The 25,055-nt window shown below is 40.1% G+C and carries 27 protein-coding genes and 1 tRNA gene; 24 read left to right on the top strand and 4 right to left on the bottom strand.

The window, feature by feature from the left end; translation table 11 throughout:
- Window positions 1-15 precede the first annotated feature (15 nt).
- From UR08_RS11905 to namA, 17 genes are all read left to right on the top strand, one after another.
- The gene (locus UR08_RS11905; protein WP_115753894.1) at window positions 16-213 is read left to right on the top strand and encodes a PspC domain-containing protein; all 198 of its coding nucleotides are present in this window, start codon (window positions 16-18) and stop codon (window positions 211-213) included.
- A 10-nt stretch (window positions 214-223) separates the two neighbouring features.
- The gene (locus UR08_RS11900; RefSeq protein ID WP_115753893.1) at window positions 224-574 is read left to right on the top strand and encodes a phage holin family protein; all 351 of its coding nucleotides are present in this window, start codon (window positions 224-226) and stop codon (window positions 572-574) included.
- A 131-nt stretch (window positions 575-705) separates the two neighbouring features.
- The gene (gene hprK, locus UR08_RS11895; RefSeq protein WP_115753892.1) at window positions 706-1,641 is read left to right on the top strand and encodes an HPr(Ser) kinase/phosphatase; all 936 of its coding nucleotides are present in this window, start codon (window positions 706-708) and stop codon (window positions 1,639-1,641) included.
- A 114-nt stretch (window positions 1,642-1,755) separates the two neighbouring features.
- Window positions 1,756-2,589 carry a prolipoprotein diacylglyceryl transferase gene (gene lgt, locus UR08_RS11890; RefSeq protein WP_115753891.1) on the top strand — a complete coding sequence of 278 codons (834 nt, stop codon included), beginning with the start codon at window positions 1,756-1,758 and terminating at the stop codon, window positions 2,587-2,589.
- Window positions 2,590-2,612: 23 nt separating this feature from the next.
- Entirely contained in the window at window positions 2,613-3,269 is a 657-nt protein-coding gene (gene ppaX / locus UR08_RS11885) for a pyrophosphatase PpaX (RefSeq protein ID WP_115753890.1), read from the top strand.
- Window positions 3,270-3,271: 2 nt separating this feature from the next.
- Window positions 3,272-3,778: an acyltransferase gene (locus UR08_RS11880; protein ID WP_115753889.1), complete on the top strand. Its 507-nt coding sequence runs from the start codon at window positions 3,272-3,274 to the stop codon at window positions 3,776-3,778.
- 108 nt (window positions 3,779-3,886) lie between these two features.
- A complete protein-coding gene (locus UR08_RS11875) occupies window positions 3,887-5,347 on the top strand; it encodes a tetratricopeptide repeat protein (RefSeq protein ID WP_115753888.1) in 1,461 nt (486 codons plus the stop codon).
- An 84-nt stretch (window positions 5,348-5,431) separates the two neighbouring features.
- A complete protein-coding gene (trxB, locus tag UR08_RS11870) occupies window positions 5,432-6,394 on the top strand; it encodes a thioredoxin-disulfide reductase (protein WP_115753887.1) in 963 nt (320 codons plus the stop codon).
- Window positions 6,395-6,612: 218 nt separating this feature from the next.
- Entirely contained in the window at window positions 6,613-7,875 is a 1,263-nt protein-coding gene (locus UR08_RS11865) for a M20/M25/M40 family metallo-hydrolase (RefSeq protein ID WP_115753886.1), read from the top strand.
- A 12-nt stretch (window positions 7,876-7,887) separates the two neighbouring features.
- Complete coding sequence (locus tag UR08_RS11860; RefSeq protein WP_115753885.1) at window positions 7,888-8,688, top strand: DUF3100 domain-containing protein; 801 nt, start codon at window positions 7,888-7,890, stop codon at window positions 8,686-8,688.
- On the top strand, window positions 8,681-9,175 hold the full coding sequence (locus UR08_RS11855) for a hypothetical protein (protein ID WP_115753884.1): 495 nt from the start codon (window positions 8,681-8,683) through the stop codon (window positions 9,173-9,175). The genes UR08_RS11860 and UR08_RS11855 overlap by 8 nt, the downstream gene beginning before the upstream one ends.
- 170 nt (window positions 9,176-9,345) lie before the next feature.
- On the top strand, window positions 9,346-10,347 hold the full coding sequence (galE, locus tag UR08_RS11850; protein ID WP_115753883.1) for a UDP-glucose 4-epimerase GalE: 1,002 nt from the start codon (window positions 9,346-9,348) through the stop codon (window positions 10,345-10,347).
- Window positions 10,348-10,373: 26 nt separating this feature from the next.
- Entirely contained in the window at window positions 10,374-12,101 is a 1,728-nt protein-coding gene (locus UR08_RS11845) for a phospho-sugar mutase (RefSeq protein WP_115753882.1), read from the top strand.
- 102 nt (window positions 12,102-12,203) lie between these two features.
- Window positions 12,204-13,079 (top strand): RNase adapter RapZ, encoded by an 876-nt coding sequence (gene rapZ, locus UR08_RS11840; protein ID WP_115753881.1) that lies wholly within the window; start codon window positions 12,204-12,206, stop codon window positions 13,077-13,079.
- A 1-nt stretch (window position 13,080) separates the two neighbouring features.
- Window positions 13,081-14,046 carry a gluconeogenesis factor YvcK family protein gene (locus UR08_RS11835; RefSeq protein ID WP_115753880.1) on the top strand — a complete coding sequence of 322 codons (966 nt, stop codon included), beginning with the start codon at window positions 13,081-13,083 and terminating at the stop codon, window positions 14,044-14,046.
- Window positions 14,047-14,051: 5 nt separating this feature from the next.
- Window positions 14,052-15,023 (top strand): DNA-binding protein WhiA, encoded by a 972-nt coding sequence (whiA, locus tag UR08_RS11830; RefSeq protein ID WP_115753879.1) that lies wholly within the window; start codon window positions 14,052-14,054, stop codon window positions 15,021-15,023.
- Window positions 15,024-15,049: 26 nt separating this feature from the next.
- Entirely contained in the window at window positions 15,050-16,060 is a 1,011-nt protein-coding gene (gene namA / locus UR08_RS11825) for an NADPH dehydrogenase NamA (protein WP_115753878.1), read from the top strand.
- Between the two features lie 46 nt (window positions 16,061-16,106).
- Here the strand turns inward: namA and UR08_RS11820 are convergent, their stop codons facing one another.
- The 3 genes from UR08_RS11820 to clpP all read right to left on the bottom strand — a co-directional run bounded on the left by UR08_RS11820 (window position 16,107) and on the right by clpP (window position 19,257).
- Window positions 16,107-17,288 (bottom strand): metal-dependent hydrolase family protein, encoded by a 1,182-nt coding sequence (locus tag UR08_RS11820; RefSeq protein ID WP_115753877.1) that lies wholly within the window; start codon window positions 17,286-17,288, stop codon window positions 16,107-16,109.
- 15 nt (window positions 17,289-17,303) lie between these two features.
- The gene (locus UR08_RS11815) at window positions 17,304-18,479 is read right to left on the bottom strand and encodes a hypothetical protein (protein ID WP_115753876.1); all 1,176 of its coding nucleotides are present in this window, start codon (window positions 18,477-18,479) and stop codon (window positions 17,304-17,306) included.
- A gap of 184 nt (window positions 18,480-18,663) precedes the next feature.
- Complete coding sequence (clpP, locus tag UR08_RS11810) at window positions 18,664-19,257, bottom strand: ATP-dependent Clp endopeptidase proteolytic subunit ClpP (RefSeq protein WP_115753875.1); 594 nt, start codon at window positions 19,255-19,257, stop codon at window positions 18,664-18,666.
- 177 nt (window positions 19,258-19,434) lie between these two features.
- Between clpP and UR08_RS11805 the strand changes: the two genes are divergently transcribed.
- The 7 genes from UR08_RS11805 to UR08_RS11775 all read left to right on the top strand — a co-directional run bounded on the left by UR08_RS11805 (window position 19,435) and on the right by UR08_RS11775 (window position 23,341).
- Window positions 19,435-19,506 (top strand) — tRNA-Arg (locus tag UR08_RS11805).
- Window positions 19,507-19,709: 203 nt separating this feature from the next.
- On the top strand, window positions 19,710-20,003 hold the full coding sequence (locus UR08_RS11800; protein ID WP_036071444.1) for a WXG100 family type VII secretion target: 294 nt from the start codon (window positions 19,710-19,712) through the stop codon (window positions 20,001-20,003).
- A 79-nt stretch (window positions 20,004-20,082) separates the two neighbouring features.
- A complete protein-coding gene (locus UR08_RS11795) occupies window positions 20,083-20,475 on the top strand; it encodes a hypothetical protein (RefSeq protein ID WP_115753874.1) in 393 nt (130 codons plus the stop codon).
- A complete protein-coding gene (locus tag UR08_RS11790) occupies window positions 20,475-21,713 on the top strand; it encodes a lipase (protein WP_205757251.1) in 1,239 nt (412 codons plus the stop codon). Before UR08_RS11795 ends, UR08_RS11790 begins: the two co-directional genes overlap by 1 nt.
- Window positions 21,714-21,730: 17 nt before the next feature.
- Complete coding sequence (locus UR08_RS11785; protein WP_115753873.1) at window positions 21,731-22,048, top strand: hypothetical protein; 318 nt, start codon at window positions 21,731-21,733, stop codon at window positions 22,046-22,048.
- Between the two features lie 11 nt (window positions 22,049-22,059).
- Window positions 22,060-22,323, top strand: coding sequence for a hypothetical protein (locus UR08_RS11780; protein WP_115753872.1), 264 nt, complete (start codon window positions 22,060-22,062; stop codon window positions 22,321-22,323).
- A 472-nt stretch (window positions 22,324-22,795) separates the two neighbouring features.
- Window positions 22,796-23,341, top strand: coding sequence for a hypothetical protein (locus UR08_RS11775; RefSeq protein ID WP_115753871.1), 546 nt, complete (start codon window positions 22,796-22,798; stop codon window positions 23,339-23,341).
- A gap of 435 nt (window positions 23,342-23,776) precedes the next feature.
- Here UR08_RS11775 and UR08_RS11770 read toward each other — a convergent pair whose 3' ends face one another.
- Window positions 23,777-25,048: a capsular polysaccharide synthesis protein gene (locus tag UR08_RS11770; protein ID WP_115753870.1), complete on the bottom strand. Its 1,272-nt coding sequence runs from the start codon at window positions 25,046-25,048 to the stop codon at window positions 23,777-23,779.
- Between the last annotated feature and the right edge of the window lie 7 nt (window positions 25,049-25,055).

Below are 25,055 nucleotides of genomic sequence, written 5' to 3'. Positions count from 1 at the left end.
AAAGGAAGAATTACGATGAAAAAACTAACAAAATCATCGGAACAAAAAATGCTAGCTGGAGTTTGTGGTGGCTTTGCGGAATACTTGGGCTTTGATGTTACTTGGATACGCCTTGCTTGGGTCGTTCTAACTTTAATTGGTGGATCAGGTATCTTGCTATATATCATTGCCGCGATTATTATGCCAAAAGCTCCAGGTTCAGAGTGGGAGTGAATTTTCGGAAATGCGCTGGTTAATAGGTGTTATCATTAATGCAGTTTTATTTGTCGCGATGTCTGGTTTCTTTTCAAGCTTCCATGTCGACGGATTTATGACTGCTGTCATTGCAAGTTTTATTTTAGCAATCTTAAATATGCTAGTTCGTCCGATTTTATTTATTCTAACGCTCCCAATTAATATTTTGACGCTTGGCTTGTTTACCTTCGTCGTAAATGCGCTGATGCTTGAACTTACGACTTATTTCATGGGAAGCTCGTTTAGTATTGATGGATTCGGGATGGCAATGTTGATTGCTGCAATTATGGCATTTGCCAATATGATTATTAATTCCGTATTATGGGATGATAAGAAATAACAAAAACAGCTCCAAGTGAATGGGGCTGTTTTTGTTTAGGAAGCAAATTCAAGCAAAGTTTGGGATTTAACTACTCGAAAAGCTTGAGAAATGGTAAAATAAAGAAAACAAACCTTGATGGAGGTAATTTGATGACAAAATCTGTTCCGGTTAAAGAATTAGTGGAGCGGCTTAATTTAGAAGTGCTTTGTTCAGATGACGGATTAAATCGCCCAATCGTAACAAGTGATTTATCAAGACCAGGTCTTGAACTGACTGGCTTTTTCTCGTATTATCCTGAAGACCGTGTACAACTATTCGGAATGACGGAGATTTCGTTTTCAAAGGGGATGGAAACGCAGGAACGTTTAAAACGGTATCGGCAAATGTGTACGCGTCGCACGCCAGCTTTTGTAATCTCACGTAGCCTAGAAGCCCCCGATGAGCTTATTCAAGCTGCAAAAGAAGCTGGAATCCCTGTCCTTCGTTCTCGCCTTAAAACAACGCGCTTGTCTGTTTATATTACGAATTATTTGGAAAGTAAGCTTGCACCGGTGATTTCAAAACATGGTGTTTTAGTAGATATTTATGGGCTTGGTGTTTTGATTACGGGAAATAGTGGCGTTGGGAAAAGTGAAACAGCGCTTGAACTTGTGAAACGCGGGCACCGACTAGTAGCTGACGACAACGTTGAAATTCGCAAAGAAGATGAGTTGTCGTTGATTGGTTCCTCACCAGAAATTATTGAACATTTACTGGAAATCCGCGGGCTTGGCATTATTAATGTTATGACGCTTTTCGGTGCAGGTGCGGTTCGGTCGAGTAAAAAGATTACGCTCGTAGTTCATTTGGAAAACTGGGATCCAGAAAAACACTATGATCGTGTCGGATTGGATGAAGAAAAGACGCAAATTTTTGATATGGACGTGCCGATGATTACGGTTCCGGTTAGGCCGGGAAGAAACTTATCGGTTATTATCGAAGTTGCTGCGATGAACTTCAGGTTGAAAAACATGGGGTACAATGCGGCTGAACGCTTTACGAGTGACCTTAATCGTTTGATCAGCCATAACAGTATGAACGACTAAAATGCCAGAAATGGAGCCACGAGTGAATGAAGAAGTAGAAATTCGGGCTCCTTTTCTTTTTACGTAAAAAAAGGTACAATCAATACGAACAAAGTGAATGAAAGTAGGTTAAACATGGAGAATCAAATTAAGCCGCTTGATCCGGTTGCGATCGATCTTGGCGGACTCTCAATCAAATGGTATGGCATTATTATTGCAGTTGGTGTTGTAGTTGCTCTTTTACTAGCTCTTCGAGAGTCTAGCAAGCGTGGATTAGATAAAGAATTGTATATTGACCTTTTGATTTGGGCAATCCCGATTTCAATTATTTGTGCGCGAATTTATTATGTCGTGTTCCAGTGGGATTTTTATAAAAACAATTTAGACGAAATCATTAAAATTTGGCATGGGGGCATTGCGATTTATGGCGCTTTAATCGGGGCGGTTGCGACGGCTATCATTTTTGCTCGAGTGAAGAAAATTTCATTTTGGCAGTTGGCGGATATTGCAGCGCCAAGTTTGATTATCGCTCAAGCTATTGGACGCTGGGGCAACTTTATGAATCAAGAAGCACATGGTGCGGAAACTACCCGGAGTTTCTTGGAAGGCTTGCATTTACCAGACTTCATCATTAATCAAATGTATATTGAAGGTACATACTATCAACCCACCTTTCTCTATGAAAGCCTGTGGAATGTTTTAGGATTTATCGTTTTACTCATCTTGCGCCGAACAAAAATCAGACGAGGCGAACTTTTCTTGAGTTATGTGATCTGGTACTCTTTCGGACGATTCTTTGTCGAAGGAATGCGAACAGATAGCTTAATGTGGGGCGATTTCCGCGTTTCGCAAGTACTCGCGATACTTCTTATCGTGGTTTCCCTCGCGATTATTGCTTATCGTCGGATCAAACAAAATCCGCCTTATTATATGGCCGATAAGTTCGGTAACGTGCCAAAAAGGAAATAATTTAATCAGGAAAGGGTGTAGACATGACTAGCGAAATCACAACCCTGCTTTTCGATTTAGATGGGACTTTGATTAATACCAATGAACTCATTATCGCTTCTTTTCAAGCGACATTAAAAGAATTTTTACCTGAAAAAGAATTTTCTCGTGAAGAAATCCTGCCGTTTATTGGACCGCCGATTTCTGAAACCTTTGGGAATTTGTTGCCAGAACGCGCAGAAGAAATGATCGATTTTTACCGGGCGTATACAAATGCGCATCATGATGAGCTCATCTTGGAATATGATGGCGTTTATGAAGCGATTCGAGCCCTTTATGAAGAAGATTATAAACTTGCTATTGTTTCAACGAAGATTTATGACACAGTAATGCGAGGCCTAAAAGTAATGGGGCTAGATAAGTTTTTCCAAGTTGTTATCGGTTTCGATCAAGTGCAAGCCGCAAAGCCTGATCCAGAAGGGATTAACATGGCGTTGACGCTTTTAAATGCTTCAAAAGAGGAAGCGATCATGGTCGGAGACAACTATCATGATATTTTGGCTGGAAAAAATGCCGGTGTGAAAGCTGCAGGTGTTGCTTGGAGCATCAAAGGGGAAGACACGCTTCTCGCTTATGAACCTGATTATATGTTACACAAAATGGGCGACTTGCTGAAGATTGTTCATCGTGAGGAAGAGTAACGATGCGTCGCTTGAACCGTTTTAAACCAAGAAGAGAAAAAGAAAATCCGCTATTTCGAGTTTATCAAACGGTATCATTTTGGCGAACTTTGAAAAACACGATCGTGATCGAGTTTTGCCGCTATTTTCCGTGGATTTCAGGTAAGCGAAAGTTGTATCAGAGTCTTTTGCGGATGGAGATTGGTGAAAATACGGCCATCGCTTTCAAAGTAACATTTGATTTGTTTTATCCAGAAAAAATCAAAATTGGTCGGAATTCGATTATTGGATTCCACACAACGATTTTGACACATGAATATTTGATTGAAGAATACCGCACGGGAGAAGTTCAAATTGGTGATGACACGATGATCGGAGCCAATGTAACGATTCTTCCGGGGGTGACAATTGGAAGCCGCGTCAAAGTGGGAGCTGGGGCAGTTATTAATCGAGATATTCCGGATGATCACTTAGCATTTGGGAACCCACTCGTTGTGCGCCCGCTTGATCGGGAAAATAAAAGGGACTGAAATGGGAGCGTAAAGATAAAAAGGCTCTTATTTCAGTCTTTTTGCCACTTGCGGAACAAAAAATCTATGATATACTTCAACTAAGAAACGAGGAATGGAGGGGAGAAGTTGAAGAAAAGAGAATCAAGAGACGCGAAAGTGATTCACTTTTTCCCGAATAGTTACTTCTATTTTGAACGGGGGATTGCTGCTTTTCGCGAAGAAAAGATCAAAGAAGCAATCGAATATTTGGAACGAGCACATGAACTTGAACCACGCGAACCAGTGGTGATGTGCCAACTGGCAATTTGCTATACGGAAGTAGGGCAGTTCCATAAGTCTAACCAATTTTTGCGTTATATTTTGGAAAATTTGGATGAGAGCATGGTGTATTGTTATTACTTTATCGCCAATAATTTCGCCTATATGAAAGATTTTAGGCGTGCGCTTCAATATGCCAAGCGTTACCAGGAACTGGACCCGACTGGCGAGTATAAAGAGGAAGCAGAGGATCTGATTCAACTTTTACTAGAGGAAACTCCGATCGGCGTGGCGCTTGAAAATAATTTTGCTAAAGCCGAACAGGAGTTTTACCAGTATAAGCGGGAGCTGAATCGCTATTTGGCAGAGGAAGATAGTGCTTCGGCATGTCAGGTGCTTGAGAAGGTGGTTGACGAAAAACCGAATTTTTGGCCAGCGTATAATCAGCTCGCGATGCTTTATTTTGAAGATTTACGAGAAGAGGAAGGTTTGAAAGTTCTTTATCGTCTGCTTGATCGTTCGCCGGGGAATTTACTTGGGCTAGCAGATTTGTTTGTGTACCATTATTTTAAAGCGAACCGAGAAGAAGCTGAGAAATTATACGGAGAACTGAAAAAAGTAGTTCCGATTTTAACTCATCATAAAGAGCGTTTGGCTGTATTGCACGCGATGATGGCAGACTACACACAGGCTGAGAACCTGTTTGTCGATATAGTTGATCTCGAGGTTACGGATCGTCCGCGTTTTTACTATTACCGGGCAAAAACAGCCTTTTATCTTGGCCAAGAAGAAAATGCAAAGGAATATTGGCAACAGTTTTTGAATTGTGATGTTTATGAGCGAGAGGCTTTTCCTTTTTCAAGAAAAGGAGAGATGGCTCACGAAGCTTCGCAAATTTTGACGGAACTTTGCGCGGAAGATGAGCTGGATCATTTTATTGGCGTTTATGCGCTTTCGATTTCTTCCGTGCGAGCGGAACTGCTTCTTTTTAATCCGCTATTTGAGATGAGCAATTGGAATTATCTTGAGCATTTGGTATTCACAGACTTCGAGTATTTACCTGAAGGCATTTTGGAGCGGAATAGCAAAACCTTGATCCAGATTTGGCGGAAGCTTGAGGAAGAAGCTTTGCCACTTGCTGCCAAAAATCTTTCTTTCTATAAAGAATCACTTGCTGCCATTTTCCGCTTGAGCGAAGCTGAAGTGACACTTGATGAAGAGCAGTTGCAAGGCATTTCTGCTTATCTGTTAGTTCATTTTGGCGGGAAACAAGTAAGTGAAGCGACACAAATTTGTGGAGCGCAACCACTTGAGTTACCATTTCTGTGACCGCATGAGCAGAAAAATAGACGAAAATGGGTTTTCGTATTAAGCTGTTGATAGACTTAGAACTGGGAACTAGGAGGAATAAAAATGGCAAATGAAGAAAAAATTTATGATGTCATTATCATCGGTGCGGGACCTGCTGGAATGACAGCAGCACTTTATACTTCTCGTGCAGATTTAGATACGTTGATGATTGAACGCGGAGTTCCCGGCGGCCAAATGGTGAACACAGCAGAAGTAGAAAACTATCCTGGCTTTGACAGTATTCTCGGCCCTGAACTATCCGATAAAATGCTAAGCGGTGCTAAACAATTTGGAGCGGAGTACGCTTATGGCGACATTAAAGGAATCGAAGATCATAACAGTTATAAACTTGTTACGGCAGGCTCAAAAAGCTATAAAGCACGTGCGGTTATTATCGCTTCCGGTGCCGAACATAAAAAACTTGGTGTAACGGGTGAAGAAGATCTTTCTGGACGCGGTGTTTCTTATTGTGCCGTTTGTGATGGAGCGTTTTTCAAAAACCAAGAATTACTTGTCGTTGGCGGCGGCGATTCAGCAGTTGAAGAAGGAACTTATCTAACACGCTATGCGGATAAAGTAACTGTAATTCATCGCCGTGACAAGCTCCGTGCGCAACAAATTTTGCAAGATCGCGCGTTTAAAAATGATAAAGTAGATTTTATTTGGAATTCTGAAGTGGAAGAAATTCTTGGTGATGGAAAGAAAGTAACTGGAGTGCGTCTTGTATCTACAAAAGATGGCTCTAAACGGGAAGTTCCAGCTGCAGGTGTTTTCATCTATGTTGGACTTGTTCCGCTTACTGAGCCTTTCCGTGACCTAGGTATTACCGACGCAGCAGGTTATGTTGTAACGAATGAAGAAATGGAAACAAGTATTCCTGGCATTTTTGCAGCAGGCGATGTGCGCGCAAAAACGCTTCGACAAATCGTTACGGCAACTGGTGATGGCGGCATTGCCGGACAAAATGCACAGAAATTTGTGGAAGAGCTAAAGGAAACTTTGGCACTTGAAGAAGTTAATAAATAATGCTAAGAAACCCTCGCTTTTTAAAAAGCGAGGGTTTCTTTTAATGCGAAATGATTTTGCAAATATTAGAAAAATCCGATAGAATGCTATATCTATGGAGGAAATGTTATGTTAAAATAATTTCATGAAAGTTTTTCAATTATATTCTTTAGCAGAAATAAATTATCTGTAGATGTTTTTATTGAGGGGTTTAAAAATAATGAAAAGGTGGCTTGGATATGTTTTTTCAGGAACGTTTTGAAGAAATGTCAAAAATTGCGCATGATTTGTTCGATCATCCAGAACTAGGTTACAAAGAAGTATACACTAAAAAAGTGGTGGAAGACTTTTTGCTGAAGGAGAACCCGGATGCTCAGTTGGAACATTTTAGTGCAACGGGGATTAAGACATGGCTTTCGAAGGATAAGGAAATGACGATGGCGTTTATCGCTGAACTGGATGCGGTTTACGCGCCAACGCATTTCAACGCTGATCCGGAAACGGGTGCAGCTCATAATTGTGGGCACTTTACACAAATTACGACAGCGCTCGCTTTATATGCCTACTTGGTAAGCTCTAAAGCTTATGAAAAATTTGATTTTAATATCGTTTTTGTATTCGTTCCTGCAGAGGAATTTTTAGATTTGGAATACCGTGAAACGTTACGTTCGCAAGGGAAAATTACATATTATGGTGGAAAACCGGAAGCGATGAAGCTGGGTGTTTTTGATGATATTGATTTCGCGATGTGCGTGCATGCAATCGGCGAAACGTTTGATAAGCCGACGATCGAAATCAACTGTGATTTGGCGGGCTTTTTGTACAAGTACTATGATTTTGAAGGAAAAGCTGCGCATGCGGGCTTTGCCCCATTTAGCGGGGTTAATGCCTACAGTATGTCTAACTTATTTAATGTGGCTTTAGGCTTTATGCGGCAACAAATGGATGACACGATGCTTGTTCGTTTTAATCCGATTTTGATGAATTCGAATATGTCGACGAATGTGATTCCAAATAAGGTCCGTGTCGGCACCGACTTGCGTACGAGAACGCTTGATTATATGAAGCAAACGGCTGTGAAGCTTGATCAAGCTGCTCTTGGAAGCGCGATGAGTTTGGGTGGTAAAGTGGATATTCAAACGCAAATGGGCTATCTACCGTTCATTCAAAATCGCTATTTGAATGAATTTGTAAAGAAAGCTTATCTAAAAAATGATGCTGTGGAAGCGATTATTGAAGATCGCGGTGGCATTGCAGCTGCTGGCGATATTGGCGATTTATCCTTTATGATGCCTTGTATTCAAATTAGCTATGGCGGGTTTACAGGCTCAATTCATGGCGATGATTTTAAAATGATTGATGAGCCATTTGTTCTTGAAACACTTCCAGGCTTTATTGCAGATGTGCTTGAAGAGATGAATGGGTCAATTGATCGTAAAGAGCTGTACAAACGCAGTTATAAAGAATATGAACAACAAATTTTGAGTATAATTGAATCGTAAAAGGGAGGACCAATGAAAAAGAATTTTGTTTATTTGTTAGCAACGGTTTTAGTGATTATTGCCATTTCGGAACTAATTGGAATTGTACCAGTGAAAATGGGGAAAGTAACGATTACGATTCTTCCACTTGTTTTTGCTGTTATCATCGGAATGATTCTTGGAGTTCCTTATTTTAGAAAAGGGATTTTGAAACGAATTTATAGCAAAGAAAATGTTGGTTTTTCTGGAAAGTACTTGATTTATATCATGTTGCCCCTTATGGCCCGTTACGGGGCAGATGTAGCTCCGAATATTAAAGAAATTTTTAGTATCGGCTGGGTCTTTATTTTCCAAGAACTTGGGAACTTAGGGACTGTTCTGCTAGGTCTTCCGATCGCATTGTTACTTGGTCTTCGTCGTGAAGCAATTGGTGCGACGCTTGGACTCGGGCGTGAAGGGGAACTCGCTTATATCTCGGAGAAATACACGCTCAATTCACCGGAAGGGCGAGGCGTCTTGTCGATTTATTTGATCGGAACGCTTTTTGGCGCAATCTTTTTCAGTATTTTTGCACCGTTCTTACTTTACCTTGGATTCGATGTGCGGGCACTTGCGATGAGTTCAGGCGTGGGATCAGCCAGCATGATGACGGCAGCTTCTTCAACGCTTGCGGCTCAAGTTCCTGATTTAAGCGGCACGATTCTTTCTTTTGCTGCAGCAAGTCAGCTTTTAACAAGCTTTTTGGGAACTTACACGATGGTCTTTTTGGCGGTTCCGCTACAAAGATTCATGTATCGCGTTTTAACAAGGAAAGGGGAGGAGCAAGGTGTCTAACAAAGTGTTGCAGCATAAGTATATTAAATTTGGTCTAGTTCTACTTTTAAGTATTGCGCTTATTTTATTTACGCAACAAGTGAAGTTATGGAAAAATCCTGAAGGAACGCCGATTTCGATGGATACGTTTATTGGCCTCTTTGTTTTATGGGGCTTTTCCTTTATTGGGATTCTGGTCTCGGATATCATGAAAAAAGTACCTGTGAATATTTTGAAGAGTTTTCCAGTACTTGGATGGGTTTCGCTTGTTTCGCTTATTTTCTGTTTATCATCGAATTTCTTCGTTCAAGCGATTGCGGCTGTGGATTTCTTGTCGATTACAACGCCGATTTTGGCATTCGCAGGAATTTCGGTTGCGGATCACTTGATTGATTTATCGAAGACTTCTTGGAAAGTAGCCATTGTTGCGATCTTTGTTTTCATTGGTACGTATCTAGGAAGCGCGATTTTGTCACAACTCGGATTGTGGGTAACTGGAAAACTGTGATTGGAATGGGAAAAGTTGGGATCTTTTGATCTCAACTTTTTTTGTTGAGTAAAAAGAAAGATAAATGACAAATTTGTGAACAAACGGTATTCTTATTGAATTCACATGACGAAGTGCAAGATTTGTTGTAGAATGAATTTAAATGTAAAAAAGTACGAGGAGGAAATGAGATGAGTATTCTTGTTCTTGGAGGAGCTGGTTATATTGGCTCACATGCGGTCGATCAATTGATAGCGGACAACTATGATGTGGTTATTGTTGATAATTTAAAAACGGGACACCGGCAAGCGGTACATGAAAAAGCTGCTTTTTATGAGGGGGACATTCGCAACAAAGTGTTCTTGCAAGAGGTGTTTCGCAAGGAGAAAATTGACGGTGTCATCCATTTTGCGGCTAGTTCGCTTGTTGGGGAATCCATGGAAATCCCGCTAGAGTATTTGAATAATAATGTGTACGGAACGCAAATTTTGCTTGAAGTGATGGAAGAGTTTGGCGTGAAGCATATCGTGTTTTCTTCCACTGCTGCGACTTACGGCGAACCTGAGAAAGTGCCACTGACTGAAGAGATGCGCACGAAGCCGGAAAGTACATATGGCGATTCGAAATTGATGATGGAGAAGATGATGCACTGGTGCGATTTGGCGTACGGAACGCGTTATGTGGCGCTTCGCTATTTTAATGTGGCGGGTGCGAAGGAAGATGGTTCGATAGGTGAAGACCACAATCCAGAATCTCATCTTGTGCCGATTATTTTGCAAGTGGCTCTTGGGCAGCGTGAGAAGTTGATGATTTATGGAGATGATTATCCGACGGAAGATGGAACTTGCATCCGAGATTATGTCCATGTTGTCGATTTAGTGAAAGCTCATATTTTAGCGCTTGAATATCTGAAAAATGGCGGCGAAAGCAACATCTTTAACCTTGGAAGTAATAAGGGATATTCGGTGAAGGAAATGCTTGAGGTGGCGCGCGAAGTTACTGGGAAAGCTATTCCAGATGAAATTGTAGCACGACGTCCTGGGGACCCAAGTGCGCTTGTGGCATCGAGCGAAAAGGCTAAGCGGATTCTAGGATGGGAACCGGAACATACGGATATGCACGATATTATTGGTGCGGCTTGGAGATGGCATTCGGCGCATCCAAACGGTTATGATGATAAAGATGAAAAGTAAATTGGGCTTTTGAGAGGGGATTAGTTATGAACTGGCAAGTGGAATACCAGAAGTGGCTCGAGAATTCGGATTTAGATGAAAAACTTCGAAAAGAGCTGGATCAGGAAGCCGGCAATGAAAAGGTTCTTGAAGATAGTTTTTACCGGGATATGGAATTTGGTACGGCGGGCATGCGTGGTGTGCTCGGTCCAGGAACAAACCGGATGAACATTTACACGATTCGAAAGGCATCGGAAGGTTTAGCTCGCTTTGTTGCCGAAAATGGTGAAGAAGCTAAAAAACGTGGTGTTGTGATCGCTTATGATCCACGTTATATGTCACGCGAATTTGCATTTGAAAGTGCGGCTGTGCTCGGGAAACATGGTGTGAAAAGCTATGTATTTGAAGCGTTGCGCCCCACACCAGAACTTTCTTTTGCGGTACGCTATTTAAATTGTTTTAGTGGGATTGTGATTACGGCAAGTCACAACCCGCCAGAATATAATGGCTACAAGGTTTACGGAGAAGATGGTGGCCAAATGCCTCCAGAAGGCGCGGATGCAGTTACGGAATACATCGATGCGATCCAAGATATTTTTTCTGTTCAAATTGAAGACCTTGAAGTTCTGAAAACGCAAGGCTTGCTTGAAGTGATCAGCGAAGAAGTGGATCGTCCTTATTTGCAAAAGCTTAAAGAAGTGATCGTGAATAAATCGCTTGTTCAAGAAAAAGGAAAAGACATTAAGATTGTTTTCACGCCACTTCACGGTACAGGTGGAATTCTTGGTGTGCCGGCGCTTCAAAGCGTTGGTTTCACAAACATTATTAAAGTAGAAGAACAATTTATTAATGATCCGGATTTTTCAACGGTCAAGTCACCTAATCCGGAAAATCGTGAGGCTTTTGAACTTGCGATTTCGTATGGTGAAAAAGAAAATGCCGATATTCTCGTAGGGACGGATCCAGATGCTGACCGACTTGGTGTCGCAGTGCGTACAAATTCTGGTGAATTCGATGTGCTTTCGGGAAATCAAATTGGCGCTTTGATTTTGAACTATTTGTTGAAGCAAAAGAAAAAGCAAGGTGAGTTACCATCAAATGCTGCAGTGCTAAAATCCATCGTGACAAGTGATCTTGGACGAGATATTGCTGAGTTTTATGGTGCGGAAATGATTGAAGTGTTGACGGGCTTTAAATTTATTGCTGAACAAATTAAAGGTTTTGAAGCGACGGGCTCGCATCAATTTGAATTTGGTTACGAGGAAAGTAATGGCTACATGGTGAAGGCTTTTACACGAGATAAAGATGCGATTCAAGCGGTGCTTGCGATTTCGGAAGTAATGCTCGATGCGAAGGAACGCGGACTTACGCTGTTTGATGAGCTAGAAGAACTCTATAAGCAATTTGGTTATTACAAAGAAGATTTAGTTTCACTAACGTTAAGCGGAAAAGATGGTTCAGAGCAAATTAAAGCTTTGATGTCACGTTTTCGTGAACAACTGCCGACAAGTATGGGCAGTGAAAAAATTAGTCGAACAGAAGACTATTTGCGGAGTGAGACGACTTTCGCATCTGGTGAAACGGCAGCGATTGCTCTACCACGTGCGGATGTTTTGAAATTTTATTTAGAAGATGGTTCGTGGTTCTGCCTTCGTCCATCTGGAACGGAACCAAAAATTAAATTTTATTTCAGTATTAAAGGAAAAACAGCGGAAGAAAGCTTGGCTAAATTAACGCGTGTTCGTGATGCGCTTTTAGAGCAAGTGGAACGTTGAAAGAAGGAAAGAAGCTTCTGATTTTGAAGCTTCTTTTTTATTCTTTCTACCTCACAATGTGGTACAATAAAAGAATAGCTAAAATGGAAAGGGCGTGGAATTTTGGCTTCGAATCAATTACAATTAGTCATTATTACTGGGATGAGTGGGGCAGGAAAAACGGTTGCCATGCAGTCGCTAGAAGATCTAGGATACTTTTGTGTCGATAACTTGCCGCCTACACTTCTTCCTAAATTTTGGGAACTGATGAAAGAATCAGGGAAGATGAATAAAATTGCGCTCGTTATGGATTTAAGAAGCCGTGATTTCTTTGATTCGATTGACTCGGCACTTGATGATCTTGATAATACATCTTTTATTACAACAAAAATTTTATTTTTAGAAGCGGACGATCAAGTACTCGTTTCGCGTTACAAAGAATCAAGACGGCACCATCCGCTTGAACCAAACGGATCGGTTCTCGAAGGAATTCGATCTGAACGTGAGCTTTTAAGCGATTTGAAAGGCCGTGCACAACTAGTTATTAATACGTCACGTTTGTCACCACGGGAATTGCGTGATCGGATCAACCAAGAGTTTAAGGCAGAAGATAAAGATATTTTTAACGTCCAAGTCATGTCATTTGGATTCAAATACGGATTGCCACTTGATGCTGACGTTGTATTTGACGTTCGTTTCTTACCAAATCCGCATTATATTGATAAAATGCGACCTTTAACTGGAAAAGATAAAGAGGTTTATGATTATGTCATGAAATGGCCGGAAACTGAAACCTTTCTTGATAAAACACTTGATTTGCTTAATTTCACGTTGCCGTTTTATAAACGAGAAGGAAAAACACAACTTATTGTCGCTATTGGATGCACAGGTGGGCAGCACCGCTCTGTGGCTCTTACGGAGTATATCGGTAAGGCTCTTGAGTCCAAATACGAAACGATTATTTCGCACCGTGATATGAAGCGCAGAAAGGAAAGTTAAAATGAGTAGGGATGCAATGCCGAAAGTAGTCGTAATTGGCGGAGGTACAGGAATTCCTGTTGTTTTAAAAGGATTAAAAAAGAAAAAAATTAATCTGACTGCGCTTGTTACGGTTGCTGATGATGGCGGAAGCTCGGGGAAAATCAGACAGCAGATGGATGTTTTGCCGCCGGGAGATATTCGGAATGTCATGATTGCTCTTTCGAACGCGGATAAGCGCTTGACTGACTTGTTTCAGTATCGTTTTACGGTAGATGGAGATTTATCAGGACACGTTGTGGGGAATTTGATTTTAACGGCACTTTCACAGTTGAACGAGAGCTACGTGGACGCGATCGATGTTTTAGCAAAAGTACTGCGAATTCGCGGCAAGGTGATTCCGGTTACGGATAAGCCGCTGATTCTCAAAGCAGAAATGGAAGATGGCGATATCGTTACGGGTGAATCGCTTATTCCACTTCAAAAAAAGCCGATCAAACGCGCTTTTATTGAACCAGAAGATGTGGAGCCACTAGAGACGGCGACGCAAGCGATTCAAGAAGCCGATTTGATTGTGATCGGTCCGGGGAGCCTTTATACGAGCATTTTACCAAACTTGCTTGTGAAAGGCGTTGCCAAAGCAGTTGTGAATTCAAAAGCTGAAAAAGTTTATATCACTAATATTTTAACGCAAATTGGAGAAACCGATTATTTTAGTGATGCGGATCATATTCGCGTCATTCAGGAACATGTCGGCGAGCCATTTATTACTAAAACGTTGATTAACACGGAGAAAGTGCCACAAGAATTGCTATTTCCAGATGAAGTCACACAAGTCGTACATGACGCTGCAGGAATCAGCAAGTTGGGCGTTGAAGCAATTTATCATGATTTTCTCTCAACTGAGGATGGGCTTGTTCGGCATGATGGCGAAAAAGTGGCTGCTGCGCTCCTGAATTTGCTACCGAATTATAAAGAAAAGGAGTGAGTGAAATGTCATTTGCTTCGGAAACAAAAAAAGAATTGACGCATTTTGAAGTGACGGATGATGAAGCGAAGCCGGAACTTGCTGCCTTTATTCGGATGAATGGAGCGGTTTCCATTTCAAACGGCGCCATGGTGGCGGATGTTCAAACGGAAAATGCGGCGACAGCAAGACGGATGTATCAGCTTTTAAAACGGCTTTATAATATTCCGATTGAGCTTTTAGTACGAAGAAAGATGAAGCTGAAAAAGAATAATGTTTATATTGTGCGTCTGAAAGTTAAAACACGTGAGATTTTGGAAGATCTGCATATTTTAAAAGATTCTTTCACGTTTATCAAATCAATTGACAGAGGATTTGTGAAAAAAAGGAATGCGAAGAGGGCCTATCTCCGTGGTGCGTTTCTTGCGAGTGGTTCTGTAAATAACCCGGAAACTTCTTCTTATCATTTGGAAATTTTTTCGGTCTATTCGGAGCACAATGAAGCGATTTGCGATTTGATGAATCAATTTGGGCTTCACGCGCGGACGCTTGAGCGAAAAAATGGCTCGATTACGTATTTAAAAGAAGCAGAAAAAATCACAGAATTTCTTAGCATTATTGGTGCCACTTCAGCGCTTCTGCACTTTGAAGATGTTCGAATCATGCGTGATATGCGGAATTCGGTCAATCGGCTAGTGAACTGCGAGACGGCGAATTTGAATAAAACGATTAGTGCGGCTGTGCGCCAAATTGAAAATATTAAATTCATTCAAGCGGAAGTGGGGCTAGATGCCCTACCAGAACGGTTGCGTGAAATCGCCGAGCTACGAGTGACTCATGAAGATGTTTCACTTAAAGAGCTCGGGGAAATGATCAGTGCAGGGCCTATTTCAAAATCGGGAATCAACCATAGATTACGTAAAATTGATCAGATAGCCGAGCGACTGCGAAATGGAGAAGCCCCGTCACAAGTGGGACTCCGCGTTTTTGAACATTAAAAAATAAGGAAAAGGATGCGAGTTTGATGTCGAAATTATTTTCTAGCTACAAATTGCAAGATGTAACGCTTAAAAATCGGATTGTGATGTCGCCGATGTGCATGTATTCAGTTGAAAAGGAAGATGGAATCGCAACGGACTTCCATTTGACTCATTACATGTCACGTGCAGCAGGTGGAGTAGGCCTTGTTTTCACCGAAGCTACAGCTGTACAAGCTGTTGGACGGATTTCAGCAAATGACCTTGGGATCTGGAATGACGAGCAAATTCCGATGCTTAAACGAATTACAGATGGTATTCACTATCACGATGCGAAAGCAGGCATTCAACTTGCGCATGCAGGCAGAAAATCAGAACTTGAAGGTCGAATTGTTGCACCTTCTGCCATTCCTTTTAGTGATAAATACGGAACACCAGAAGAACTTACTAGTGAGGAAATCAAGGAAGTAGTGGCTGACTTCAGACGTGCGGCTTACCGAGCTGCAGAAGCAGGTTTTGACGTAATTGAAATTCACGCCGCACATGGCTATTTGCTCCATGAATTTCTCTCACCACTCACAAATCGGCGTGAAGATACCTACGGCGGCCCAGCGGGGAATCGTTACCGAATCTTAAGCGAAGTAATTAAAGCTGTTCGCGAAGTTTGGGATGGACCTGTAATAGTTCGAATTTCTGCGGATGACTACGCACATGGTGGCTTAACGCCAGATGATTACATTCCTTTTGCGAAATGGATGAAAGCAGATGGTGTAGAACTTGTGGATACTTCTAGCGGCGGATTAGTCCCTGTTGCACCAAACAGCTATCCAGGCTACCAAGTCCCATTCGCTGAAAAAATTCGAGCGGGCGCAGGAATCGCAACCGGGGCAGTTGGTCTGATTACAAATGCAATCCAAGCCGAAGAAATCCTTGGAAACGGACGTGCTGACTTGATTTTCCTTGGACGTGAGCTACTTCGCAATCCATATTTTGCAAGAGAAGCAGCTAGCCAACTTGGTGAAGAAATAGCTGGCCCAATTCAATATAGTCGAGCTTAATGATAGGAAAACCCCCAATGCACTTTAGCATTGGGGGTTTTCCTTTTTAAACAAGTTTTCCTTTTTTGTAGACATCTTTTTCGCCTTGTACAGCTCGGATATCTTCAAGTGGGTTTTCTTTTAGAACAAGGAAGTCAGCCAATTTTCCATTTTCAAGAGTTCCAGTTTCTTGATCGATTTTCAAAAGTTCAGCAGCATTTTTGGAAGCAGCCTGAAGGGCCTGAAGCGGGGTAACTCCCGCGCGAACCATGAGTTCCATTTCAAAGGCAGCGCTATTTTCAAAGTCATTGTAGGCTGTGCCTGAATCGGTTCCAAGTGCTAGCTTGACACCCGCTTTAGCAGCTTTTCCGATGCTTTCAAAATGCGCTTCCGAAATTTCAACGGATTTGGCAACCATGAATTCTGGTAGCACATCTGGATGCTGGTTGATAGCATAAGGCGCAATCAGCGTTGGGACTACAAACGTACCGTGGTCAAGAAGCATTTGGATAGATTCATCATCAAGGTAAACACCATGCTCAATCGAGTCAACGCCTGCTCGGATAGCATTTTTGATGCCTTCCGTACCTTGAGCATGGGCACAAGCTGTATAGCCTTTATGATGGGCTTCTTCAACGGCTACGCGCATTTCTTCTTCACTGAGTTGAACATCTGTTGGTTTTTCGCCATCTACACTTACTCCGCCCGTAGCCATCATTTTGATGTTTCGTGCACCATTTTTGATATTTCGGCGGGCGTTTCTTCTCATTTCATCAGAACCATCTGTTTCAAGTCCAAGCTCAACACCGTGTCCGCCAGTCATCACGAGTGCTGGGCCAGATCCGATAATACCAGGAGCAAATAAATGACCTTCTTTTTCAAGCTGAGAAAGCTTGATATCGATATCAAAGGAAGAGCCACAGTCACGAAGATAGGTAACGCCATGTTTTAGCGACTTTTGGATGTTATCTAGTGCGATGAAGGTTCCGCGAACGGCTTCTGCTTCTTTACTCGACACTGTCGAAAGTCCGCCGATTTTAAAGAAAGGATCGAGAACCACGTGAGTGTGACAATTGATGAGACCAGGCATTACAAATCGCCCACCCAAGTCTTTTTCGGTATCGAAGCTGTGGTTTTCAAGATCGAAAAAGAGGCGCCCGGTTGACTCGTCAACGCCAAAATCAATTTGTTCAAATTGTTCTCCGTTTCCCGTAAATACTTGTGCATTTTTGAATTTTGTTTTTGTCATGTTTAGCCCTGCTTTCTATATGAATTTTATGAAAATTGATGCAATAATAATTGAAGCGATTGAGACGGTGGTAAACCCGCCAACAAGCATTGGAGGTAACATGTTTTTGGTTAAGTAGTTGACTTCCTTAGGATCTTTCGTTACGTCTTTGATTACGTCATTCGTTAGGATATAATCGGCTGGGAAACCAAGCAAGGAAGTTAATGCCACGGCGAAGCCCATTTCTTTCGAAAGCTTCAAATATTTTGATAATAAAAGTGAAATAAGGTACATTCCGATAACACCTAGAACAAGCAAAATGATGATTTCAGGAATGTAGGAAACAAATCCTTTTGGAGTCGAGGTGCCAAGCTGCATAAATATGTAAGCAATTAAGCCATAAATGAGCCAATTGAAAACGCCTGCTTTGTGAAGCGCGTTTTTTTCTAGGAAACCAAGTTCACAGAAAACAACACCGAAAAGTAGACATAGGATGTTGAAATTAATAAAGTTATGGATCAATTGACTTGCCGCAAAAGCAATTAATGCAACTAGTATAACACGTGCTAGGATAAATGCACCTGTTTTATAGTCATTTGGAAGTTTTTCAATGAACTTTTTGGAATCTTCCTCTTCATTTGCTTCTAGAGATTCGGTTTGACTAATATTGCCGCTTTGGAATTTAGTTTGTAAACGTCGCGCTTCTTTTTTGAGCATAATCGAGGTGATTGGATAGCCAAAAATCCCATGAAACATGATCATATAAACTGGTAACGTGGCAAGCGAAGTTAAACCAATTTGATTTAAACTATCACTCATTAGAAGTGCTGATACAATCCCACCAACCATAGCTGGAACGGCGGCTAAAACAGTATGGAGGTCAAAAATGAAGCTCCCGATTGTAAGCGTTAGTAGAAGAGTTCCACAAACACCGAGGAGACTAATGGCAACTGCTTTCCATTGCCTTGCAAGTTGTTTTAAATTCATGCTTGTACCTAAATGGACTAGCAGAAGAGGTACGCAGATACTTGCAAAGTTGACGCCGAAGCTGGCTTTTTCGACGAGATCTTTCGGAAAAATTGTCCAATAACCAATGATGAAAATAACCGAAGTGATGAAAAGAGACGGAATAAGTGCTTTCGTCCAAGTAGAAACCCACTCACCAACGAAAATAGCGACCATTACCGCCAATAATGCTGCGATTGTTGCCATAAAATCTCTCCTTTTTATTTAGTTTTAGGGATTATTATACACGAAACCTTTTAAAAAGAAAGACTAATTAAAATATATTAAAAAATTTGTAACATTTACAAATATAGTTGGTACAAAGTTGCTTAATTTGTGCAAAAAAACAACCTTGCATCTTGAGAAAGATGCAAGGTTGTTCAGACAGTGTTTATTTTAAACCAGCTTTGTTTACGATAATGTCGTCAATTAAGCCATACTCTTTTGCTTGTTCTGCACTCATGAAGTTATCACGATCTGTATCACGTGCAATGACTTCAAGAGGTTGACCAGTTTTATCAGCTAAAATTTGATTCATGCGTTCTTTGATTTTCAAAATATGACGTGCGGCAATTTCAATTTCAGTTGCTTGCCCCTGTGCACCACCTAATGGTTGGTGAATCATAATTTCTGAATTTGGAAGAGCGAAACGTTTTCCTTTTTCCCCCGCTGCAAGAAGGAATGATCCCATTGAAGCAGCCATCCCCATGCCGATTGTTTGTACATCAGCTTTAACGAAGTTCATTGTGTCGTAAATTGCCATCCCTGCAGAGATGCTACCACCTGGAGAGTTAATGTAAAGGAAAATATCCTTTTCAGGGTCTTGGGCATCAAGAAACAGTAATTGCGATACAATAGAGTTAGCTACGTTGTCATCAATTGGAGATCCAAGCATAATAATACGGTCTTTTAAAAGGCGAGAGTAGATATCATAAGCACGTTCGCCACGGCTTGTTTGTTCAATAACTGTAGGGATTAAATTCATATCAAGATTCCTCCTGTGAATAGCAATAATTTAGAATGAGAAAATGCTTCTTTCTCATATAATGATTATATCATATAACAAAGGTCAAAGTAGGTCAAATGAAAGGCTTTAAATTTTGAATAAAACTTGTAAAAAACAGGGTTTTCGTCTATAATTATTATTCGTACGGTGAAAATTGCCCTCGTGGTGCAACGGATAGCACGTGAGATTCCGGTTCTTAAAATGGGGGTTCGATTCCCTCCGAGGGCGTTAGAAAAAACGAGAAGCATCTTATTTATGATTTGTAGTTTGTAATCATAGATAAGATGTTTTTTTATATCTTTAATTCCCATAAGTTGACGGTGTTTTTTGTATATGATTCAATAAAAAGTTCATTAAATCGACACAATTTCATTTCTAAAATATGGTATATTACAATTGAAAGAAAAATACATAATTAGGAGATGAATTAGATGTCTGGACAAATCAGAATGACCCCAGCCGAGTTACGTGATCGCGCCAAGACTTACGGCACAAGTGCACGTGATATTGAGCAAATGTTGCAACGCTTATCCCAATTACAGGAACAACTACGGAGTGAATGGGAAGGACAAGCGTTTGCGCGTTTTGATGACCAATTCAACCAATTAAAACCAAAAGTAACGGAATTCGCAAATTTGATGGATCAAATCGAGCAACAACTTCAAAAAACAGCGACAGCGGTGGAAGAACAAGACCAACAACTGTCCCAAAACTTTGGCTTTTAATTTTAAAAGAGTGCCTCTTATTGTATAATTTAAGAGGCATTTTTGATATATGGAGAAGTGAAATGGATGGAGAGATGAGATGAAAAAGGGCAGGATTATTTTAATTTCTGTTGCAGTAGTCATTATTGTGGTTGTCTTAATTACTGGAGGGAAGATGTATATGGATAATAAAAAAGAAGTAGAAAAGTTAGAGGCCGAAAAACAATCCGTTGAGTTATTAAAAAAGAAATTTTCCGATATAAAAAAAGTAGAAATAGAGCGCACTGGCTATAATAAAATGACAGGTTTTTATCGAATGGTTGTGAAGATGACAAATGATAAAAATAAAACTGCCCGTTTTGATTATGGTTTTGTAAAAAAACAAAACGAATTATCTACTATAGGTTTAGTTGATAAAGAGGTTCAAGAAAAGGGGACTACAACAAATAAAGTTAAAGTTATTTATTCAAATGGCAAAGAGGAGGAAGTTTGATGGCTATTCGGGATAGACAGTACAATAAATTGGGCGATGCAGCTTATTGGTTAGACCCGAAACAAGGTGATTATTCCCCTACTATGAAAAAAGGAAATAGTTTTGAGTTAGATGGCTTTAACTATAAAATCTTAAAAACAGAAAATAACTCAAAAAATGGTATGCAAGCCATGGCAGTAGCCCCAGTGGATAAACATGGAAAAGTCGACACTACAGAAATTGTTATTGCCTACGCGGGGACAAATTTTTCAGACGCCAAAGACCGGGCAACGGATCTTCAAACGGTCATTCAAGGAAATAAAAAACTTGAACTTAGCCCCGCGCATCCATTTAAGGGATCAAAAATTGACGGACAAGCAATTTCCGCTCAAAAATTTGCAAATGAAGTAAAAGCTCAATATTCCAATTCCGTTATCACGACAACAGGTCATTCTTTAGGAGAATATTTGGCTTTAATGATTGCGGCTGAAAATAAGTGGCGCAATGTAGGTTTCAATGGCCCAGACCCCTCCAATATTTTATCGGATGAAGCCAAAAAGTGGATCGAAGCGAATCCAGGCATGTTAGCGAATTATCGGAATCGTGCAGATGTTATTGGGAACTTTGGTGGAAATGGGACAGGCGCCGAAATCAAAGTGAGCATGGAGATGGGGTCTCATTTGAACATTGTCGACTATCATCAGTTGAGCAACTGGGCGTTTGATAAAAATGGTAAGCTAAAAATACCTAATAATGAATATAACCAAGAAGCCATTGTTCAACAAGCAGAACGCTATGCTATGACTGAATACATATCCAAGTTATATGACCTTGAAATACTGCAAAAAAAATTCCAAGCAAGTGGTGGAGGAATCTCGACGAACGAACAGATCTATTTAGATGATAGTCGAGCGTTAGCCGCTGTAGAGACAGCCATGGCAGAGTTTAAAGCAGTCACCGCACATGTCATTAAGGTTTATCAGGAAGGCATGGATAAGGTCGAAAAGATCTGGAAGGAAATACTACAAGAAGCACGCCGAGTGGGAGATATGCTCACAGAAAGTGAAATCTTAGCGGAGTTAGAAAGCGTAGGTTGCACAGAAAAACGATTAGTCATTGAACCCTGCGAAGCGTATCAGAAAAAAATGAATAAAGTAAAGAAGATGGGGTCTAAATTTGACCATTTGGCAAAAGAAATTAAACAGAGTATTGAGGCTCTTAAACAAAAAGATCACGAATTAGCTCAGCAATTGGGATGAGTGAGGGAGGTTCGTAGGTGAAAACCGAAGAAGAGTTGCGAACGGAGTATAGACGGCAAAGACAAGAACTTGAGGAACAAGCGGAGGACATTTATCGCTTTCAGAAAAAAGGCGAAGAAATCGCGCAGCAAACTTATGAAGCGATTCTCTACCAGATTCGACAAAGGGAAGAAGACTGTACGGACATTCTAGAAATGGCTCGAAGGGAAATCGAACAGTTGGAAACAAACTATCAAGTGGATTTACAGGAGAAAAAGCGGGAAGTAAGACAAAAAACGGAACATCTAGAGGAACAGTTTCATAAAGGATTACAGCAAGTAGAGAGAAACAAATGAGGTGATGCAAGTTGTTAGAGGCACTAGAAGATCTACTCAAAGAATTCCAGAAAAACAATCAGAAAACACAAATCCGAACTTTAGGAATGCAACATATACGGATAGGACAAGCAGCAGACAAGAAAGTTCGAAAAGCGGGAAAAGAAGAAATGAAAATGGCGAAGACATCTTTTTCGGAAACAAGCAGCCACTTGCGAGAAGCCGTAAAAGGACATTTTGGCAAGAAAGTCACAGAAGTCTTCGAAAAACAAGAAGATGTGTTAGAAAATTTCTAGGATGATATGCGTTTAAAAAATAGTATGTTTGCGATGCTCCGATTTTTGTGGTAGTATTCCGGCGGGTTTTGCTATAATATAAACGTTTACTAAGTCCTCCAAGGATATTAAAAGTAAATTTAAAAAAATCTTATAAATGGTCTCAATGCTTGGTGGAGCTTTGGTTAGTGACGGTTTGTAAGATCTTTTTATGTTGTATATATTAAAAACATAATAAAAATATTATTCTCAATAAAATCCAAAAAAATGAAAAACTAGAAATTTTCGGTCATTTACGACTTAAATCAGGCATTTCACTATATTTTCCTTTTACAATAATATTTCATGCTATAATCTGAGTGCAAAAACTAAAATACTGAAAGGAAGATGGTAATAACGCAAATAAAGAGAAAAAGACTAAAAATGCTGAAGTATAGTTTTATCGGCGTCAATGCTGTTTTCAGTAGTAACTCCTGGGGTTTCTAACTTTACGATGGATAGAAAAGCAGAAGGAGATCCGGTAGCTGAAAAAAGTCAGTCTAATTCAAATCAAGTTATTTTAGATAATGAAACATTGAAAATTGTTGAAAAGTCCGATACAGAATGGGAAAGCCTTAATAAAGAAACGGATGAAAAGGAAGTTGTGATTTGGAATCAATCTTTAACAGAAGGAACGATCCAAAACAAAACAACAGGTGAAACAGCAACGCTAGAAGTAAAACAAGATGTGAACGGAAAGAAAACAGTTTATGAAAACGGTAAGGAAGTTGTTTCTCTTGAGATTGAAAACGAAAGCATGAATGAGTTTGGCAATAATAGCATGTTAAGAGCATATTCGCCATGGAAATATATTCATACCTATAAAGTAAATGTAAATGCTTATGCCTCAGCTGCTTCTGTCGGATATGCCATTATAGCAGTAGTGGGGGGCTTGGCTAGGAATTCCAGGAGTAATAATTGCGGCAGTTCAAGCAGTAAAGTCGCAAAAAAAGCGTATGTAAAAGTAAAAATGTGGTATTGGCAGGTATGCAAAAAATAAAAAAACAATATTTCGTTTATAAAAAGTCAAATTATACTGGGTTAAAAAAAACATACACAACAATTGGAAAGGCATATGGAATGTAGGTGATAAGTACAGTGAAAAAATGGTTGAATTATAGTGTTCTTATTTTGGCGTTAGTAAGTAGTATTCTTGTTTTCGCGCAAGCAATCAAAAAGCATGACTATTTTTTGCTTGTTTGGTTGGTTGTGACAATTCCTGTAGTCATCAACTCTTTAGTAATAGCTTCGAAAATAGATGAAAGATAAAGAAAATGGTTCCGGCGAAAGTCGGGACTTTCATTCGGGGTATTTTTGTAATAGCCAAGCGTTCTAATTGATAGGCCACATTATTCTATGAAGACGTTTCATTGAGCTTAAACAAAAATTCCATGTTTCATCTTTAACATGCAATAAAAAAGACAACGTAAACACTTCAAAGTGATTGTATCCATTTTTTATTCGCAGTAATATAACCACTATCTATTTTTAATCTCGGCGTCCCGGCAATAGTACCACTGATTGCTAAAACAGTCGTTTCCTTATTTGGAGGAAGAATTCCGACACGTGTGTTCGCTGTGAAGTCAACGCCTGACCAGATGTCAATTTCTTTTTTCGCTATGATTTTTTGAGGATTTTCAGTGAAGAATTGTTCTCCTGCATTGTTTTTTGCATTTGGTAATTTATAGATGTCCTGTAAAGAATTATCTGAAGTGGGATCTAAATAATTTTCGAATAAATGTTCAACTGTTCTTGGTAACACTTTGTTTCGATCAATTTTATAGTTGAGTTTTTGGAAGGGCATTTTCTCAAAAATGTTTTGGATATTAGATGCTTGAATTACGCTAGGCCATTTTTTTGATAATAAGAATGCATCTGGTGCTTTTAAGCGAGTTGCATCTAAAAAATCATCATCTAACATGCTAAAAATTTCAAAAAAAGTGTGAAATTGAAAATATTCTAGGAATACTTTTTTTCTTTTAAGCCATTCAGTTAGTGCAACATACTGTAATCGCATAGTTTTGTCTTGCTCTTTGGTTGCGATTAGCCAATTTGCTATTCTAAAATCACTGTATCGTAAAATGAAATGCCTGCGTCTTTCCATGTTTTTTTCTAAAAAAGTTACAGAATCACTGTTTATTACAACAGTTGAATCAAGCCAAACACCACCATAAGTAGCTAATAAGTAGCTACGAATGACGTCAGATAAATGTGCGGGAAACTTTTCTTTCATGATTTCATAATTGGGTATGTTTGAAATATCCATCCACTGGACAATGTTTTCATCGGATAAGAAGACAATTTCGTAGTTTTCGAAGTATTCTTTTAGCCTACGAATGTTTGCCTTAACAATGGGAGGAGCAGAATTTTCTCCTTGGAACCATAATAAAAAAACTAATTTTTTTCCAACTTTTTCTGGAAATTGAGGGGTGAAAATTTTGGAGCTTTTGGATAACATATTAAGTGCTTCATAGTGATCGATAAGCCATACTAACTCTTGATAACGAACGTTTGCAAAGCAAGGTTCAGTGGATAGAAAGCGTTCAAGATTGATTAAACTGAGGTAAGGGTCATCAACTAAAGAAAGTTGAGCTAATGTAAAGTCTTTTTGGAAATTTTGCCTAACCCCTTTGATTGCTGGACTCTGCATGATAAAAGCATAATGTTTCAGGATATCTTGTGTTTCTTGGCTGTTAAAGTTATGCATGTCTATC

The organism is Listeria kieliensis (genome assembly GCF_003369925.1).
Taxonomy (GTDB): Bacteria; Bacillota; Bacilli; order Lactobacillales; family Listeriaceae; genus Listeria; species Listeria kieliensis_A.
The sequence above is the reverse complement of the archived record's forward strand: the minus strand, read 5'-3'. Positions and strand labels throughout refer to the sequence as shown.

What these genes read in the sequence shown, in the direction of transcription:
- UR08_RS11845 (WP_115753882.1), top strand. Translation starts at nt 10,374, where the DNA reads ATGAACTGGCAAGTGGAATACCAGAAGTGGCTCGAGAATTCGGATTTA.
- clpP (WP_115753875.1), bottom strand. Translation starts at nt 19,257, where the DNA reads ATGAATTTAATCCCTACAGTTATTGAACAAACAAGCCGTGGCGAACGT.
- namA (WP_115753878.1), top strand. Translation starts at nt 15,050, where the DNA reads ATGTCGAAATTATTTTCTAGCTACAAATTGCAAGATGTAACGCTTAAA.
- hprK (WP_115753892.1), top strand. Translation starts at nt 706, where the DNA reads ATGACAAAATCTGTTCCGGTTAAAGAATTAGTGGAGCGGCTTAATTTA.
- galE (WP_115753883.1), top strand. Translation starts at nt 9,346, where the DNA reads ATGAGTATTCTTGTTCTTGGAGGAGCTGGTTATATTGGCTCACATGCG.
- UR08_RS11880 (WP_115753889.1), top strand. Translation starts at nt 3,272, where the DNA reads ATGCGTCGCTTGAACCGTTTTAAACCAAGAAGAGAAAAAGAAAATCCG.
- UR08_RS11835 (WP_115753880.1), top strand. Translation starts at nt 13,081, where the DNA reads ATGAGTAGGGATGCAATGCCGAAAGTAGTCGTAATTGGCGGAGGTACA.
- UR08_RS11790 (WP_205757251.1), top strand. Translation starts at nt 20,475, where the DNA reads ATGGCTATTCGGGATAGACAGTACAATAAATTGGGCGATGCAGCTTAT.
- whiA (WP_115753879.1), top strand. Translation starts at nt 14,052, where the DNA reads ATGTCATTTGCTTCGGAAACAAAAAAAGAATTGACGCATTTTGAAGTG.
- UR08_RS11795 (WP_115753874.1), top strand. Translation starts at nt 20,083, where the DNA reads ATGAAAAAGGGCAGGATTATTTTAATTTCTGTTGCAGTAGTCATTATT.
- UR08_RS11815 (WP_115753876.1), bottom strand. Translation starts at nt 18,479, where the DNA reads ATGGCAACAATCGCAGCATTATTGGCGGTAATGGTCGCTATTTTCGTT.
- UR08_RS11770 (WP_115753870.1), bottom strand. Translation starts at nt 25,048, where the DNA reads ATGCATAACTTTAACAGCCAAGAAACACAAGATATCCTGAAACATTAT.
- UR08_RS11905 (WP_115753894.1), top strand. Translation starts at nt 16, where the DNA reads ATGAAAAAACTAACAAAATCATCGGAACAAAAAATGCTAGCTGGAGTT.
- UR08_RS11820 (WP_115753877.1), bottom strand. Translation starts at nt 17,288, where the DNA reads ATGACAAAAACAAAATTCAAAAATGCACAAGTATTTACGGGAAACGGA.
- UR08_RS11900 (WP_115753893.1), top strand. Translation starts at nt 224, where the DNA reads ATGCGCTGGTTAATAGGTGTTATCATTAATGCAGTTTTATTTGTCGCG.
- lgt (WP_115753891.1), top strand. Translation starts at nt 1,756, where the DNA reads ATGGAGAATCAAATTAAGCCGCTTGATCCGGTTGCGATCGATCTTGGC.
- UR08_RS11860 (WP_115753885.1), top strand. Translation starts at nt 7,888, where the DNA reads ATGAAAAAGAATTTTGTTTATTTGTTAGCAACGGTTTTAGTGATTATT.
- trxB (WP_115753887.1), top strand. Translation starts at nt 5,432, where the DNA reads ATGGCAAATGAAGAAAAAATTTATGATGTCATTATCATCGGTGCGGGA.
- ppaX (WP_115753890.1), top strand. Translation starts at nt 2,613, where the DNA reads ATGACTAGCGAAATCACAACCCTGCTTTTCGATTTAGATGGGACTTTG.
- UR08_RS11865 (WP_115753886.1), top strand. Translation starts at nt 6,613, where the DNA reads ATGTTTTTTCAGGAACGTTTTGAAGAAATGTCAAAAATTGCGCATGAT.
- UR08_RS11800 (WP_036071444.1), top strand. Translation starts at nt 19,710, where the DNA reads ATGTCTGGACAAATCAGAATGACCCCAGCCGAGTTACGTGATCGCGCC.
- UR08_RS11775 (WP_115753871.1), top strand. Translation starts at nt 22,796, where the DNA reads ATGGATAGAAAAGCAGAAGGAGATCCGGTAGCTGAAAAAAGTCAGTCT.